The organism is Apilactobacillus apisilvae (genome assembly GCF_023380225.1).
Lineage (GTDB): Bacteria > Bacillota > Bacilli > Lactobacillales > Lactobacillaceae > Apilactobacillus > Apilactobacillus apisilvae.
Genome location: NZ_CP093362.1, coordinates 898837 through 915763, shown reverse-complemented (window position 1 = coordinate 915763; position 16927 = coordinate 898837). Strand labels below are relative to the sequence as shown.

Here is a 16927-nt window from a genome sequence, read left to right as displayed (position 1 = left end):
TAAAAAGATGATTTTGATGTGAACCCCAAAAGTTGGACAACTTTTACTAGGATATTAATCCCAAATATTTATTTGGTGACTGGTATCCTAGTTTTTCTTTTATTCTATTATTATTGTAATCCTTAATCCATACTTTCATGGCATGGATTAAGGATTCTTTTGTATTATAATGAACATTCATCATTTCACTTTTCATAATATGAAAAAATGATTCCATCTGTGCATTATCTAAGCATGTCCCTTTACGGGACATAGACTGAATCGCATTATATTTTTTCAATGTATTAACCCAACTATGATGTTGATATTGAAAACCTTGATCACTATGTACAATAGTTCTATAAGGTAATGATTTTAGATTAAGCATTGCTTCATTTAGTGCTTTTAAAGTAAAACTTACATTTGGATGTCTACTAATATTAAAAGATAATATTTTGTCTGAATATAAATCCATTACTGGTGATAAATAAACCCGATGGTTTATATCTTCATTGCCATATCTAAATTCACTAACATCAGTAGTAATTTTTTGACCAAATTTATTGGCTGTAAAATCACCATTTAATATATTATTAGCAATTCTGCCTACTTGACCTTTATATGAATTATACTTACGTTTGCGTCGACTAAACAATTTACATTGCCAATTATTACGTTTCATTATATTTTGTACACGTTTATGATTAATTTTCAGGCCTGATTGTCTTAATACTGCAGTTATTCTGCGATATCCGTAAGCAGCGTGCTTAATAATAATATTTTTGATTTTATTTTCAATGTAAGAATTATCATAAGAAAGCTTCGCTTTCTTCAAGTTATAGTAATAAACACTGCGAGAATATTGAATTACCTGTAAAATATAACTTTTAGATAAAGATTTTAATTGATTAATCAGCTTATGTACAACCTCAAATTTACTACTCTTAGGATGTTTCATTTGAATTTTTGTATACACATACTTAATCATGTATTCATTAGCTAAATTTTTTTGACATGAGGTTACTTTTAATTCAGTTTTCTGCATTTTAGGACGGCCACGTTTGTTGTATAATGAACGTATACCTTTAGTCTCCATTCTTCTCTGCCAAGTGAAGATGGTACTACTGGCAGATATATTGAAATGAAGTGCTGTTTCTGGATATGACTTTTGTTGAGTGTGCATCCAATTCAGCACTTTTATTTTATACTCACCAGAATACACTTTACCGTAATTTCTTACAATTAAACCCTTTAAGCCGTAGGCTTTATACATATTAATCCATAGTAAAACAGTACTAGGATTCACAATATTATATTTTTTACAAAGATAAGTGGAACCATATCCTTGTAGATATTCTAAAACAACATTTAATTTAAATTCATAACTAAATTTAACCAAAAAATGACCCCCAAAATATTGAACAATTTCTTGTCCAACTTTTGGGGGTCACTTCATTTCTAATAATGAAATCATCTTTTTATTTAAATTTAATATTTAATGTTTCCTGGTAATCATTCATATTATTTTGATTTATATCATTATTATTTTCTTGCTTACTATGTAAATAACCCTTAATTAATTGAAAAATTTCATAACGATCATTTTTACTTAAATTCTTATCATTAAATTTAATTTGATTGTCGCTCATCAATATAGAATCTAACTCTAAATGTTGAATGGAGTTGCGACCACTTAAGTAGTCCATGCTTACATTAAAATATGTTGCTAATTTTTTGATTTCAAAATAAGACGGTGATCGAACGCCTCGTTCCCAGTTACCAATTTGAGCGGCAGTATTATTATGTCGACTATTTGGAAACATTTGGTTTAAATTATTGGCTAGTTGTTTAAAATTTAAATTTTTATCGTTACGTAAAGCTTTTAATCTGTTAGGAAACATTTTGAACACCTCTGAACTTGTTATAACTTAAATCGTCTATTAGTTGAGTTTTCTTATTTTGAAACATATAATCATAATAGTATTAAATTGAATGGAGCGATTTCATTTGGGCAAAAAAATTAAACTTTTATTAACAACAATTGGAATATTTTTCTTTCTAATATGTTTTGGATTTTTAGGCGCTGGCCTATATTTTTATCATGTTGCAGTAGTGCCGGGTAAAAAGAATTTTTTAAGTAAGCAAAAAATATCTAAAAGTTCGCCACTTTATCCGGGGACTGAGTGGTATAAAAATGCTAAAAAATATCGTTGGACACAAATGTCAACAACTGACCATTTAAAGTTAGTTGCTAATTATCTTCCTGCTGATAAAAAGACTAACAAAACAGTGATTGTTGCACATGGTTATATGGGTAATAAAGAACAGATGGCACCATATGCTTATATTTTTCATAAAATGGGTTATAACGTTTTAACACCAGATACTCGTGGCCATGGACAAAGTCAAGGAAACTATGTTGGTTATGGTTGGCCAGATCGAATGGATTATATCAAATGGATGCGTCGAGTTATTGAAGAAAATGGTAAGGATTCCGAAATGGTTATGTTTGGTGTAAGTATGGGTGGAGCTACGACAATGATGGTTTCTGGTGAAAAATCAGTTCCTAAACAGCTTAAAGCTTATATTGAAGATTGTGGATACACCAGTGTAGCCGATGAAATTAATTATGAAGCCAAACAGCTATACCATTTATCAGATTTTCCTAGGTGGCCATTGGTCCCAATTGTGAGTGGAATTACTCATTTAAGAGCTGGTTATAGTATGTATAAAGCATCTGCTTTAAACCAAGTTAAGAAAAATCATAAACCAATTTTATTTATTCATGGTGATAATGATAACTTTGTACCAACTAGAATGGTACATCCTTTATATGAAGCTAGTCGTGGACCTAAGCAACTCTTATTAGTTAAGAAAGCTGCTCATGCATCATCTTATAAAACTGATCCACAATTATATGTTAAAACAATTAAAGAATTTTTGTCTAAGTACTTTAACTAAATATTTTACTAATAGGTTATAATTAATTTATAGCCTATTTTTTAAAATTATGATGATTATTATAAAAAATGCTTTTTAAAATGTTATCATTATAAGAGTGTACTAACACTACAAAAAATAACGATTTAAATCGTATAATAAAAAATATTGTAAGCAATATTGCAGAGAGGAGGAAAAAGATTGATTAGCTTTTTGATAATTTTGTTTTTGATTTTAGGAATTATTTTGGGAGTATCATTTGATGTTTTTAGAATTAAAAATTTATTGAAAAATGCCCAAATGAAAGCGAATTATTATATTGAGTCTAGTGATCGAGATGTTAATGAAAAGTATCATGATATTATTAATGATGATAAATCAGAAATTGATCAATATCATGATAATGCTGATGATGAAATTGACACTCAACAATACGAAAATGAAACTCGCAAACAACGTTTAGACCAACATGAGAATTTTTTAAATCAAACTAAACAGCATTTGATTACAACTGCTAATGAATTAAAAGAACGTCAAACTAAACAAAATGAATATAGCAGTAAAATTGATAATGTACTTGACAATGCTCACGACCTTTTAAATAAGCGACAAGAATTATTGGAAAAAATTAGTAAAACCAATTTTGCAGAAGCTAAGCAACAAGTTTTAGATGAAACTAACTTAAAATTAAAACGTGAATCAGATATTGAAGTTAAATATCAATTAGCTGAGAACAAAGTTTCTGCTAACAAAAAAGCTAATTCATTGCTAATTGAGGCCATTCAGCGTGGTGCAAGGGATGAGCCTAAGACACATATTGAAAGAAATGTTGTATTACCCAGTAGTGATATGAAAGCCAAGTTGATTGGTAAAGAAGAACAACATATTCGATTAATACAATCATTGACGGGAACGGATTTAATTTTTGATGATGATAACTCGCTATTATTACACATTGTTACCCATGATGCATTTCGTCGTGAGATTGTTAGGATGACAATTGATAACTTGATGATTTCACGTAAATTTACTAATAATAATATTGAATACCAAGTCAATGTTGCTACTCAACGCGTTCATGCTGGATTACGTGAGACTGGTGAAAATGTTGTTAAATCATTAAAAATTGGTCTAATGCATCCGGACTTAATGAAGATTATTGGTAAATTAAAGTTTAGAACTAGTTATGGTCAAAATGTTTTATATCATTCAATTGAAGTTGCTCAAATTACCGGAGTTTTAGCTGCCGAATTAGGGCTAAATGTTAAGTTAGCTAAGCGTTCTGGTCTTTTACATGATATTGGTAAGGCAATTGACCACGAAGTTGATGGAACCCATGTTGAATTAGGTGTTAAGTTAACTAAGGCGTTCAATGAAGATGACATTGTAATTAACTCAATTGCCTCCCATCATGGAGATGTTGATCCGATTGATCCAATTTCTATTCTAGTTGCAACCGCTGATTCAATGTCTGGCGCACGACCTGGTGCTAGAAGTGAATCGATTGAAGAATATGTTACTAGGTTAAGAAACCTTGAAAATATTGCTAATCAGCATGCTGGAGTAAAGGATAGTTATGCTATCCAGGCTGGTCGTGAAATTAGAATTATTGTTAATCCTGAGATGCTAAATGATGATAAAAGTAAATCTTTGACTAGACATGTTAGAGATCAAATTCAAGATGAATTAACCTATCCTGGTAATATTAAGGTGACAACGATTCGTTCATTGAAAGCTGTCCAATATGTTGGAAAGCGTAAAAAACAATTTAAATAAAAATAGCCTTTAGTGAAGTGAACCCCTAAAGTGAAACAACGCTTTAGGGGTTTTTGTATGACAAAATTTAGTTTTGAATTAAAGAAAAAGATAATTAAAGAATATTTTTCAACAGGAATGGGTTCCACTAGTCTTGCTAAAAAATATAATATTAAGAGTAGAACATCTGTGTTAAATTGGATTCATATGTATAATGCCTTCGGCATTAAAGGATTAGTTGTCAGGCAACCAAGCAAAGTATATTCTGGAGATTATAAACGAAAAGTGCTGCATTGGATGCACACTAACCACAGTTCGTATCCAGAAACAGCACTTTTCTTCAACATATCTGCCCCGAGCACAATCCTTGCTTGGGAGCGAAGATTGGAGACTAAAGGCCTAATTGGATTATACACTAATCGTGGCCCTAAAAAAATGAAATCAAATAATATTGAACTTAAATTACTTAATAAATCTTTAAAGGACAAACTTGATTATTATCTAATTAATTATCGTTATGAACAAATAAAACAAGATCATGGATCTATTATTAATCATATAAAGAAATTAATTAATTTGTTTAAAAGATTTTCTATATCATTCATTTTAAAGAGTATTGGTATAAGTAGAAGCTACTATTATCGTCATTTAAAAGAAAATGATAAAGATATTAAATTAAAAAAGATGATTACTCAAATCAAACATTTTAATCCAAACTATGGTTATAGACGTGTAACCTTGGCTTTGATTAATAACAACGTAGTTGTTAACCATAAAAAAGTTTTAAGATTAATGAAAACGTTAAACTTAACAACTAATAGCTATAATAGAAAAAGAAGAAAATATAATTCTTATATTGGCAAAGTTGGACATATAGCTAAAAATAGAATTCACAGAAAATTTAAGACTGATCGTCCATATCAAAAATTAACAACTGATGTCAGTGAATTTAGGTATGGTAATCAAGATATAAATCATAGAGTTTATTTATCACCCATTATGGATTTATTTTCAGATGAAATATTAAAATTTTCTATTAGCGAACATCCAACTGTTGACTTTACTATTAAGCCAATAAAAGCCTTGATTAAGGCATTACCCAATTTGAAATATAGAACTACCATTCATAGCGACCAAGGTTTTCAGTATCAAAATAATAAGTGGCAAAAGCTTTTAAAGGATAATCATATATTTCAATCTATGTCCCGTAAAGGGACATGTCTAGATAATGCACAAATGGAATCATTCTTTCATATCATGAAAATAGAAATTATGAGTAATCATTATGAAACAAAGTCTTCATTAATTAAAGCGATGAAAAAATGGATTAAATATTATAATAATTGTAGAATTAAAACAAAACTAGGAGGTAAAGCTCCGAAAGAATATCGGAAACTTTACCTCCTAGAAAATAAATAGTTGTTTCGATTTAAGGGTTCACATCATAGCTTTAGCTAAAGGTTATTTTTTATGGTTTATAAATTACTTTAAAGTTATGGTTGTTGTGAGCTTTAATATTTTTGTGAAAACGTAAATAATCAGCAATTAACTGACTCATCATGCGGTTATCTTTTTTGATTATTTTACTAGCATTAAACATTGTAAAATTACCGCCACCAACTGCTCGATAAATATTTAATGCGATTTTTAATTCTTGATTATCAGTTACTGGTTGACCATGATACATTAATTTTGTAACACGTTGTCCAACGGGTTTAGCAACATTGATAATGTATTCAATCCCTTCATACATATCATAATTATAATGTTTTGCTTTAGGAAATATGTAATCATGATTAATTGTTATATTTTCATTTTCAGAAGTGAAATATTTAGCGCTGGTTTCGATGGCGGCTTTTAAATCAGCACCGGTAATTTTTAAAACAGTTAATGTATTAGGGTAAACGTAATTAGTTATGATGTTACGCATTGTAATTGGATTTTCAAATCCATGAGCTTCATTATTGAATAAAGCAGTGGCCGAAATATCAACACCCATAGTCTTCATTTGAATTTCTTGAATGAATTGGATAAAACTATTCTTCTTTAAACGAACCTCAAAAGAATTATCAAATTCCATGTTACCCTCGATTTTTGCCATTGGTTCATCGAGCCAATGATTGATTTGATTTTGTAATGGTAATAATTTTTTTTCAATTTCTTTATTGATTGGATAATCTTTAGTGGAGATGATTTTAGCATCACTATTTTTTACATAGTATTTATTATTCTTTTGTTCAATGTCTAAACTAATATGTCCAACATATTCACCACGATGACCCACTTGAATAATGGGAACATTAAATAAATGTCCAGCGATTTTGCGATGCTGATGACCAGTTACAATAGCATCAATGCCACTAATTTTTGATAGAATTTCGTATGTCTCGTTTTCTCCATTAATTTCTTCGGTCGGATTACCAAACTCATCTTTTTCGATTCCACCATGATATACAATAATGTTTAAATCGGTTTTTTTACTCATCTCAGGGATATACTTTGTAGCTGCCTTAGCCGCTGAAACAAATTTTAATCCCTTTAAATGTTCTGGATTTTCCCATTTAGTGGTTCCTTGAGTAGTTAATCCTAAAAAACCAATTTTAACACCATTAATATTTTTAATTGCATATGGATTACCCAATGGATGATTATCATTTTTATCCACAATATTTGCACATAAAATTTGTCGATTAGCATTTTTAATTGCATTATGAAGATAATCTAACCCATAATTAAATTCATGATTTCCAAGTACACCAAAATCATAATTCATCATATTAAAAGTATTAGTAATTTGATCAGGAGCATTTTGCTTTTTTACTTTTGCGATAAAGTAAGCTAATGGAGATCCTTCTAAAAAGTCACCATCATCAATGGTTATTAAATTATCTAATTGTTGTCGCTTTTCTTTAAAAAGAGATGCACATCTTAATAGGCCAAAAGGTTTATTATCTTTTAAGTTTACATAGTTAGTTGGAAATAAAAATCCATGGGTATCACTAGTCGCTAAAATATTAATTTGCATTAAAATTTACCCCCCAAAAAACAAAATAATATATTAATAAAAATTATAATCTTATTTTAGCTATGTGTAAATTTTTTGTGTACGATTTTATTTTTTATAAGCAATTGATTTATTAAGTTAGTGTGTTAGTATTAAAAGTGGGTTATAAATAATTACTATTAGTAAGTATTTATAAACTGTATATATATACTTGTTTTTTCGTTAATTAAGCGATTTTAGAGGTGATAGATATGTTGAATCTTTATGTTGCACCAAGTAGTGCTTCAAGTCGTAAAGCTAGAGCTTGGTTAAAAGCTCATAATATCCCATTTAAGGAAAGAAATATTAATTCCAATCCATTAGATGCTGACGAAGTAAAACAAATTCTTCGTTTAACTGAAAATGGTAGTGAAGATATTATTTCAACTCGTTCTAAAATATTTAAGAAACTAAACATTGATTTTGATAGTTTATCACTATCAAGATTAGTTGATTTAGTTGTTGAATATCCTGATTTGATCAAACGCCCAATCGTGTTTGATAATAAGCGTCTAGAAGTTGGCTATAACGAGGAAGAAATTCGTCGCTTTTTACCACGTTCCATTCGTGAAACTGAATTGAAGGAATTAGAATCACAACTCGAAGCTTAAGCTTGATTTAGAGTATATGGCATTAATTCATTTTGAATTAATGCTTTTTTTGTTTAAAATGGAATTATTCAAGGGGGCACAATTTATGATTAAAATGATTGCTTTAGATTTAGATAATACATTGCTAAATTCAAAGAAAAAAATTAGTTTACAAAATGAAAAAACTTTAAAGGAATTACATAAAAAAGGAATCAAAGTTGTTTTATGTACCGGTCGTCCAATTAACGCAGTTTGGCCATATGTTAAACAGTTAGGGTCGGTTACTGAAGATGATTATACAATTACATTTAATGGTGCAATGGTAATTAGAAATTATGATAAAGATATTTTATTCAAAGATGGTTTGAAACTAAAAGACTTTAATTTAGTTCATGAATTTGCTGAACAGAATAATTTACCATTAGATATATTAGATTTTACACAAGTTTATGAATTAACTGATTTAGTAAAATCAACTTATAAAGAAGTATTAAATGCTAATTTACAGTTTGAAGATATTAGTTTTAATGATTTACCTAATCAAGAATATAGTAAAGCTATTATGTCAGAACAAGCCAATAAATTAGATTGGGCAATTCATAATATGCCAGACCAAGTTAAAAATAACTATCATATTGTACGTTCTCAACCTAAAATTATGGAATTTATTAAAAAGGGCATGGATAAATCAGTGGGCTTAGAACATTTGCTAAATCACTTTGATTTGAACTTTTCTAATTTAATGGCTTTTGGTGATGCTGAAAATGATATTGGAATGTTAAAAAATGCTCATTTGGGAGTAGTAATGGATAATGCTAAAGATGACATCAAATCAATTGGCAATGATGTTACATTAGATCATGATGAAGATGGAGTGGCAGTATATTTAAGAAAGTATTTTGATTTGTAAAAAAAGTCGTGCTAATTTAGCACGACTTTTTATTCTCTATTTATTGTTTTTAAATAAGTTAGTTAAATATTCCATGAAAGTTTTTAAGTAACGTTCATCGTCAACTTGGATAGCTGCTTTATCAGATGGTTTAGGATCATCTAGATGAGCTGTATCACCAGTCGTACGTCCATAATTGTCTTCACCATGATGAACAATCATATCAAGACTCAATGTTTGAACAAAAGTAGGATCACAAGCAACTCCAACTGCTAATGGATCGTGAAGTGAACAACCACCTAGTTCAGGATACATTTCATCGTAGATTCCAATATAGTAATCTACGATATCAGCGAATTTTTCACCAGCAGTAGTACCTAAGTCACGCCATTGTTGAGTTTCTTTTTTAGTTAATAGGGTACGTAAAGTAACATCTAAACCAACCATTGTAACTGGAACTTTATTAGTGAATACTTCATTTGCAGCTTCTGCATCTTGATTGATATTAGCTTCAGCAGCATCTGAGACATTACCAGGAACGGTTAAAGCACCACCCATTAAAGTAACATTACCAATTAGATCGCTAATTTCAGGATCTTTGCGTAATGCTTTAGCTAAATTTGTTAATGGACCAGTTGGAATAATTGTTAAATCCTTACCATATTCATGAGCAGCATCAATCATAAAATCAACACCTGATTCTTTTTCGATTGAGCGATCACTTTCTGGTAATACAACCTCACCAATTCCATTTTTACCATGAATATGAGCAGAAACTGGCATTACATCAAAATGATCACTAGTTTGTGAATGACTTTCTCCTTCGTAAACAGGCACATCACTAGCGCCTAGTAAATCTAAAATTTGTAGTGAGTTTTTAGCTGCTTGTTCAACCACTACGTTACCGTATGAGTTAACAATACCAACTAAATCAGCATTGGGTGCAGAAACTGCATATGCAATTGCCATTGCATCATCAACACCAGTATCTAAATCAAGAATTAATTTTTTCTTTGCCATAATGAAAAACCCTCCCAAGTTTTTTTACCCCTCATGAAAATAGTTATTTTCATGAACATTTTTCATTTATATAATCATTATATTGCTTAAATCTTAAAAAATAAACCATTTCAGTTGAATTTATTTAATAATAGACTAAAAATCCGAACAATTAAAAAATCCTAAAGCATTTCTGCTTTAGGATTCATGAATTATAATTTTGAATGTTTATTAAATAAAAATTCGGCAATTATTTTGTCTAAACTAGGATTTTCATGTAACATCGAGTGTTCCGCTGAAAGTGGACCAGCTTGATATAGATAGAACTGGTAACTCTTTACATACGGTTTAACCAATTTGCCCATTGGTTTAACAATGTTCACAGCTTCTTCACCATCGGTACCAACGTTATAGATTTCTCCGGCAATGTTTAACACATGGAGGGTACGTGGTAAATTCTTTACTCGTTTGTCGTGAGGATTATAATCATTGGCGATACTTACAAACTTATTGGCTTCGGGGGCATTTTTTTGATGTGGATGCTTAACCATATACTCATACGCAATAGTTCCACCAGATGAATGACCAAGGAAGTTAACCGATTTAATATCGTATTTATTCTTTAAGTATGACATAACGTTAACCATTTGATCCGCTTGTTTTTCAGGATGAGTATTATCTTGGAAAATTAATTGGACTAATGGATTATTGCGCTTAATTTTCTTTACATATTGTTTCATAGTTGAAACTTTGCCATCTTTAGAGATGTAAATACGTAGAGCTCGCTTAGCGATTCCATGATCATTAAATTGATTAATAAAATCATCAGTTGAAACGGCATTACCACCGAATCCAGGGATGAATATAGTTGCTGTTCTGCTTTTTTCAACCTTTACGTCGTTTAAAACACGCCCTCTAAAGACCCAAAGTGTTGATGTTACGAACGCAATTGCTTCCAAAAACAAAACAATTCCGATGATAATTTTTCTTTTTTTGCTGTGCATAATTGCTCTTCCTTTGCTAAAGTATGACTATATGGTACATAATATATTAAATAACACCAAAATAAAAGGAGTTAATATAAAATGACAGATTCAATTTATGATATCACAATCATCGGTGGTGGTCCGGTTGGAATGTTTGCTGGATTATATGCTGGATTAAGAGATGCCAACTTTCAAATTATTGAAAGTTTATCCGAATTAGGTGGACAAGTAAATGCCTTATATCCAGAAAAGACATTGCTAGATATTCCTGGCCAAGCAGCAATCAAAGGTCGTAATTTAGTTGATAATTTACAACAACAATTAGACACCATGAATGGTGATATTAATCTCAATGAAACGGTTACTAATATTGTTAAGTCTGATAATGTTTTTAACATTACTACTAATAAGGGTACTAGTAAATCAAAAGCAATTATTATTGCAGTTGGGAATGGTGCTTTTAATCCACGTAAGTTAATGTCAGATGGTGCTGATCAATTTGAAGGAAACCAACTGGTTTATACTGCTAAAAATCTAGATCAATTTAAAGATAAAACTGTTTTAGTCGCCGGTGGTGGTGATTCAGCAATCGATCAAGCACTAATGTTGGAAAAAACTGCTAAAAAAGTTTATTTGCTACATCGTCGTAATGAATTTCGTGGTTTAGAACATATGGTTGATCTATTGAAGAAGTCTTCAGTAGAATTAATTACACCATATTTAATTAAAGAACTAAAAGCAGCTGAACATGATCAAGTGACAGTTGTTGCTAAAAAGATGAAAACCGATGATGATTTTAAGGAAATTAATGTTGATAAAATTTTAGTTAACTATGGATTTATTTCTAACAATAAGGATATGGATAACTGGAACATTGATTTAGAAGAAGATCATCATGCTACCAAAGTTAACCCACTTTTAGAATCTAACATCCACAATGTTTATGCTGTTGGTGATCAAGCCAAATATGATGGTAAGCAAACAATTATTGCAACTGGTTTTGGTGAAGTGCCAATTACGGTAAATGCAATTATGAATGATTTGTATCCAGATAATCATACACCTATTCACAGTACTCAATTATCAAATTAATGATGTTTTTTAATACTCCTCTTTTGAGGAGTATTTTTTTTATTTAAATTTTTTTGTAAATTATCAACTTGATTAGTTAGTTGTTGAATTTGTTGACTTAATTGATCAATTTTATCATCGGTAGCATTGCTACTATCATGAGTAAAAAAATCAGTAATGGTTGATGTTAATAAACCAATAAAGCCAACCCCACCAAACATTAGAAAGACGGCAATACATCTTCCGCCAGCAGTTTGAGGTGCAATATCTCCATAACCAACAGTGGTAGCAGTTGTTATTGCCCACCAAAGGGATGTTGATAAATTATAATGCTCAAAATATGAAAAAATTAATGCACTTAAAATTAAAATAACAATACTGACGGAAAATAAATATATAAATCCAGTGTCATATATAAATCTGTGTAATCCGCTAGTTATTTTACCATCCCAGCCAAATTTCCAGAAAATATTATAGTGACGAATTATCCTAATAACTCTATATAATCGAAAAATTACAAAGACAGGATGAGCAGGAATTAATGAAACTAAATCTAGGGCAGTTTCTAGTAAGAATTGCTTTTTATTTTTTGCCATAAAAAATCCACTGATATAGTCTAGAATATAAAATACCCAAATTCCATAATAAATTTTGAATAAAATCCCATGATAAATGTTTATAAAGTGAAAGTAATCTAGAAATACTAAAGCCACTGATAATAGTGCTACTAAAATAATAAAAATACTGTATATTAATTCAATCTTTTTGTTTTGAAATCTTTTCATAATTTAAACGCTCACTTATTAATATAAATTGTTTCTCTTATTTTAGAATAAAAATAATAATTTTAAAAATAAAAGGCGAACAATTTTATAAATGCTCGCCTTTTACAATTTAATTATCTAAATTTTGTTTTGATTTGTTTAATTTAGAAGAACCAGTATTTTGATGCATTAGTTCAGGTGCATCGGTTTTATATAGATTTTCTGTTGAGGTTCCTTTGTTTTTACTCCAAAGACTATTTGACTTATTACCTAATTCAGTTTCTTTTCCTTTTTCTTTTTGTAAGCCATTAGTATAACTATAATCTTTGGGATTAACAGGTGTAAAACCACTTGGATTATAGAAACGAAGTAAGTTTTGTTCATTTAATTCGTCTGAAAAGGACAGTTCAGTATTAACTCGTGCTTGCATTTTATTAAATACGCGACGTTTGCTAGGGCTAGGGTTAATAACTTTACCATTTTTATTGTTGTAGATAGTTCCACCGATTGAAGTGTATTTGGTACTTACCCAATCGCGATTTCTAAATGCAACAACAGTATCATGGTCGTTTGAAAATAGGTCGGTTCCAAACTGAACATATTGATTAGTATTAATTCCTAATAAATGTAGTAAAGTAGGTAGAACATCGATTTCACCACCATAAGTATGATCGATATAGCCACCTTTATTACCAGGAATGTTAAACATTAATGGAACTCTTTGTAGTTGAGCGTTATCAAAATCATTCCAATTGTCTGGATTTTTGCCGATTGCTTTTGCTAAGTTAGGGTTTTCAGAATTAGAAATTCCATAATGATCACCGTATAACATGATTATTGATTTTTTAAGTAGACCAGTTTTATTCAAATAATTATAAAACTCTTTAACTGATTGATCTAAATAATGGGCGGTCTTGAAATAATTATCTACATTACTATCACCAGTATTAGTGGTTTTAAAGTTAGAGTCTTCAGCATCTAAAGTATAAGGAAAATGATTAGTTACAGTGATATATTTTGCATAAAAAGGCTGTTGCAATCTTTGCAAATACTTAATTGAATCTTTAAATAATAGTTTATCTTTTAAGCCATATCCTAAAGACTTATCACCAGAAGTATCATAATAACTAGAATCAAAGAAATATTGATATCCCATATTTTTATAAACACTATTACGATTCCAGAAACTGGCAACGTTACCATGAAAAACAGCGCTATTATAGTTTCCCTGTTGTTTTAGAATAGCAGGGGCTGCTTGGAAGACATTATCACTACCAAATTGGGTAAATAATGACCCCTGTGGTAGTCCAAATGTACTAGTTTCTAGCATATTCTCTGCATCTGAAGTCTTACCTTGTCCAACTTGATGGAAAAAGTTGTCAAATGAATATGTTGATTTATTCTTATAAAGACTGTTTAAAAATGGTGTAACCTCTTTACCATTTACTTTTTTATTAATCAGAAATTGTTGGAAACTCTCCAAATGAATAACAATCACATTACGATGTTTAGCGATACCAAACATTTTTTTATTTGGTTCTGCATAATGTTTACGAGTATATTTTAATACGTCATTCATTTCTGACTTAGTAGCCATTGCTCTTAAATCGTTATTGTGTTGTTGCTTAATTGCATCATACATAGTGAAAGAATCAATTCCTAAGTATTTTACTATGTAAGTTCGATCAAAAGTTCTAGTTAGTAACTGTGGTCGATCCATTTCACCTAATGATAAATTAATAGTGAATAATAAAACTGCTATTGAAGTTATTGTAAAAGACTTTTTAAATCCAAAATTATTTTTATCTATTCTAATAAATCTAAATAATAATAATAATAAAACAATTACAATATCAGTCCAAAAGAAAATATCGTGGGGCATTGTTAAAGCTAGTGATGAACCACTGAGTCCTTGATTAACTTTTGAATAACCAGTCATGGTACTTATGGTCATAAAATCAGTGAATTCACGAAAGTAGATAACGTTTAAATACAATAATACAGTATTTAATATATCTAAAATTAATATTATAGGGTAGAATAATCGGCTGGGTTTAATGTACATTGCAATTCCGAACATAAATAATGTTGTTGCAACCGGATTTATTAAAGCTACAATATATTCAAATGGGCTATTTATTCCTAATTGAAAATCATAAAAATATGCGTATATAGTTTTTAGCCAAAAGAGAAATACTAGTAGACTAAAAAATCCTATTCGAGTACTCAATTTTGTGCGAAGGTATTTAATCGCTCTCAACTTTATAACTCCTTTTATATAATTCATAATAATTCTAATATTAACAGACAAATCATAAAATAACATGCTTTTATTTATTTAAAGAATTTTATTACACAACATATAGGCTTTTTTAAATTAAAGCACTATATGTAGTTGGAAAAGATTGCTTTTTATTGTAAAATATATGTGTACATATTTGGGGAGGTTATTTATTGATGCAAACTAAGATGGCTTTAGATATTAAATTGAATAGTGGTAAAATAATCACGTTTCTTCCGAATATGTTACATGATGATTTGTTGTCATTAACAGATAATCAAGAAATTGTTTATCGAACTGAACGGTTAATTTTAGTTCAATTATCATCATATAAAATAATTAAGATACATGAACTAAGAATGATAATTTATCGTACCTTAGATCAATTAAGATATCATAAAATAGCGTCTAAATATTATAATAAAAAGTTAAGTTAATAAAAAAGTGCTCCCTAATTTTTTGATTAGAGAGCACTTTTTTTGACATTTTTAGAGATTTTAATCGTTTGTATCAACGTGACCGTAACCAACGACATTCCACCAAGGAGCATTGATGTTTTCGCTAACTACACCACGGTTTTGAGCATCAATCATTTTTCCATTACCAACGTACATTCCAACGTGATAGATGCTTGCTGTAGAACCACCAATAAATACTAAATCACCTTTTTGTAAGTTATTACGTGACACTTTATTGGAAGCATTATATTGAGCTTGCGCAGTTCTTGGTAATTTAATACCTAAAGAATTTTTATAAACGTAACTTGTGAAGCCTGAACAATCAAATGCATTTGATCCAGTAGCTCCGTATATGTATGGACTACCTAATTTTGATTTTGCTACTGAATAAACTTGTTGAAAGTCATTATTAGAATCAGCATGGGCATTATTGTTCATTGCTGATCCCATAAATAATAGTGAAGTAAATGCAACTAATGTAAACGCTAGTTTTGTAAAATATTTTTTCATCTCTAAAAATGTCCTCCTACGATTTAATTTATACTTCATATGATAGTAGAAGAATGTTGCAAAAGTATGACAAAGCGGTTTCATTCCGATTAAATCGTTGTTTTTTGTTCAATTTACAATTTTATTTGGTTAAATTAATGAAAGAAAATAAAAACTATGCTAAATTAATATTTAGTTTTATAATTATTTGTAGATGAATGAAAGGAAAATACAATGAATAATGGAGCAAAAATGATTTTTCCTAAGGCCTTAAACTTAGATAATCTTATTTTTAGAATTGGTGAAGTTAGTAAAATGCTAAATGTATCAACTAGACAATTAAGATATTGGGAACAAAAAGGCTACATTCAATCTATGCGAAATAAATGTGGTGAATCACGTGTCTTTGATATGAAAAACTTTATGTGTATTAATTTAATGAAATATTATTTAAATCAAGGATTCACGCTTGCTAAATCACATGAATTTGCAAAACAAAATTTAAAAAATATGAAATTACTGAGAAACTTTATGACTAATTCTTTTCAAGGAATAGAAAATGTAAATGATAGACCAGCCATTAATTTAGGATATTTTGATAAAGAACAGACTTCAATCTTATATGGTTTTATAGATAATGAGGATTCAGTTAGTTATAAAGTTATTAAAAAATAAGCAACCCC

At 29.6% G+C, this 16927-nt stretch carries 16 protein-coding genes; 8 read left to right on the top strand and 8 right to left on the bottom strand.

Annotation, left to right across the window (positions count from 1 at the left end):
* Positions 1-46 precede the first annotated feature (46 nt).
* Both MOO46_RS04700 and MOO46_RS04695 read right to left on the bottom strand, forming a co-directional pair.
* Positions 47-1378: an IS3 family transposase gene (locus tag MOO46_RS04700; RefSeq protein WP_249510541.1), complete on the bottom strand. Its 1332-nt coding sequence runs from the start codon at positions 1376-1378 to the stop codon at positions 47-49.
* Positions 1379-1457: 79 nt separating this feature from the next.
* Positions 1458-1880 (bottom strand): helix-turn-helix domain-containing protein, encoded by a 423-nt coding sequence (locus tag MOO46_RS04695; RefSeq protein ID WP_249510540.1) that lies wholly within the window; start codon positions 1878-1880, stop codon positions 1458-1460.
* A 91-nt stretch (positions 1881-1971) separates the two neighbouring features.
* On the opposite strand from MOO46_RS04695, the gene MOO46_RS04690 reads away from it, so the two are divergent.
* The 3 genes from MOO46_RS04690 to MOO46_RS04680 all read left to right on the top strand — a co-directional run bounded on the left by MOO46_RS04690 (position 1972) and on the right by MOO46_RS04680 (position 6093).
* Positions 1972-2940, top strand: a complete 969-nt coding sequence (locus MOO46_RS04690) for an alpha/beta hydrolase (RefSeq protein WP_249510539.1) — start codon at positions 1972-1974, stop codon at positions 2938-2940.
* A gap of 180 nt (positions 2941-3120) precedes the next feature.
* Complete coding sequence (rny, locus tag MOO46_RS04685) at positions 3121-4695, top strand: ribonuclease Y (RefSeq protein WP_249510538.1); 1575 nt, start codon at positions 3121-3123, stop codon at positions 4693-4695.
* 57 nt (positions 4696-4752) lie between these two features.
* Positions 4753-6093, top strand: coding sequence for an IS3 family transposase (locus MOO46_RS04680; RefSeq protein ID WP_249510537.1), 1341 nt, complete (start codon positions 4753-4755; stop codon positions 6091-6093).
* 49 nt (positions 6094-6142) lie between these two features.
* Here the strand turns inward: MOO46_RS04680 and MOO46_RS04675 are convergent, their stop codons facing one another.
* A complete protein-coding gene (locus MOO46_RS04675; RefSeq protein WP_249510536.1) occupies positions 6143-7699 on the bottom strand; it encodes a bifunctional metallophosphatase/5'-nucleotidase in 1557 nt (518 codons plus the stop codon).
* Positions 7700-7929: 230 nt separating this feature from the next.
* On the opposite strand from MOO46_RS04675, the gene spx reads away from it, so the two are divergent.
* Both spx and MOO46_RS04665 read left to right on the top strand, forming a co-directional pair.
* Positions 7930-8328 carry a transcriptional regulator Spx gene (gene spx / locus MOO46_RS04670; protein ID WP_249510535.1) on the top strand — a complete coding sequence of 133 codons (399 nt, stop codon included), beginning with the start codon at positions 7930-7932 and terminating at the stop codon, positions 8326-8328.
* 85 nt (positions 8329-8413) lie between these two features.
* Positions 8414-9217: a Cof-type HAD-IIB family hydrolase gene (locus MOO46_RS04665; protein WP_249510534.1), complete on the top strand. Its 804-nt coding sequence runs from the start codon at positions 8414-8416 to the stop codon at positions 9215-9217.
* A 36-nt stretch (positions 9218-9253) separates the two neighbouring features.
* Here the strand turns inward: MOO46_RS04665 and MOO46_RS04660 are convergent, their stop codons facing one another.
* On the bottom strand, positions 9254-10216 hold the full coding sequence (locus tag MOO46_RS04660) for a nucleoside hydrolase (protein WP_249510533.1): 963 nt from the start codon (positions 10214-10216) through the stop codon (positions 9254-9256).
* Between the two features lie 191 nt (positions 10217-10407).
* Positions 10408-11199 carry an alpha/beta hydrolase gene (locus MOO46_RS04655; protein ID WP_249510532.1) on the bottom strand — a complete coding sequence of 264 codons (792 nt, stop codon included), beginning with the start codon at positions 11197-11199 and terminating at the stop codon, positions 10408-10410.
* A gap of 81 nt (positions 11200-11280) precedes the next feature.
* Between MOO46_RS04655 and MOO46_RS04650 the strand changes: the two genes are divergently transcribed.
* Complete coding sequence (locus tag MOO46_RS04650; protein WP_249510531.1) at positions 11281-12273, top strand: NAD(P)/FAD-dependent oxidoreductase; 993 nt, start codon at positions 11281-11283, stop codon at positions 12271-12273.
* Here MOO46_RS04650 and MOO46_RS04645 read toward each other — a convergent pair.
* Both MOO46_RS04645 and MOO46_RS04640 read right to left on the bottom strand, forming a co-directional pair.
* Positions 12270-13037, bottom strand: a complete 768-nt coding sequence (locus MOO46_RS04645; protein WP_249510530.1) for an ion channel — start codon at positions 13035-13037, stop codon at positions 12270-12272. The two genes, MOO46_RS04650 and MOO46_RS04645, sit on opposite strands and share 4 nt — an antisense overlap.
* A 109-nt stretch (positions 13038-13146) precedes the next feature.
* Positions 13147-15267 carry an LTA synthase family protein gene (locus MOO46_RS04640; protein WP_396121420.1) on the bottom strand — a complete coding sequence of 707 codons (2121 nt, stop codon included), beginning with the start codon at positions 15265-15267 and terminating at the stop codon, positions 13147-13149.
* A 206-nt stretch (positions 15268-15473) separates the two neighbouring features.
* Here MOO46_RS04640 and MOO46_RS04635 point away from each other — a divergent pair, with 206 nt between their 5' ends.
* On the top strand, positions 15474-15734 hold the full coding sequence (locus tag MOO46_RS04635; protein ID WP_249510528.1) for a hypothetical protein: 261 nt from the start codon (positions 15474-15476) through the stop codon (positions 15732-15734).
* Positions 15735-15794: 60 nt separating this feature from the next.
* Here the strand turns inward: MOO46_RS04635 and MOO46_RS04630 are convergent, their stop codons facing one another.
* Positions 15795-16265 (bottom strand): C40 family peptidase, encoded by a 471-nt coding sequence (locus tag MOO46_RS04630; RefSeq protein ID WP_396121395.1) that lies wholly within the window; start codon positions 16263-16265, stop codon positions 15795-15797.
* Between the two features lie 213 nt (positions 16266-16478).
* On the opposite strand from MOO46_RS04630, the gene MOO46_RS04625 reads away from it, so the two are divergent.
* Positions 16479-16919: a MerR family transcriptional regulator gene (locus tag MOO46_RS04625; RefSeq protein ID WP_249510527.1), complete on the top strand. Its 441-nt coding sequence runs from the start codon at positions 16479-16481 to the stop codon at positions 16917-16919.
* Positions 16920-16927 lie beyond the last annotated feature (8 nt).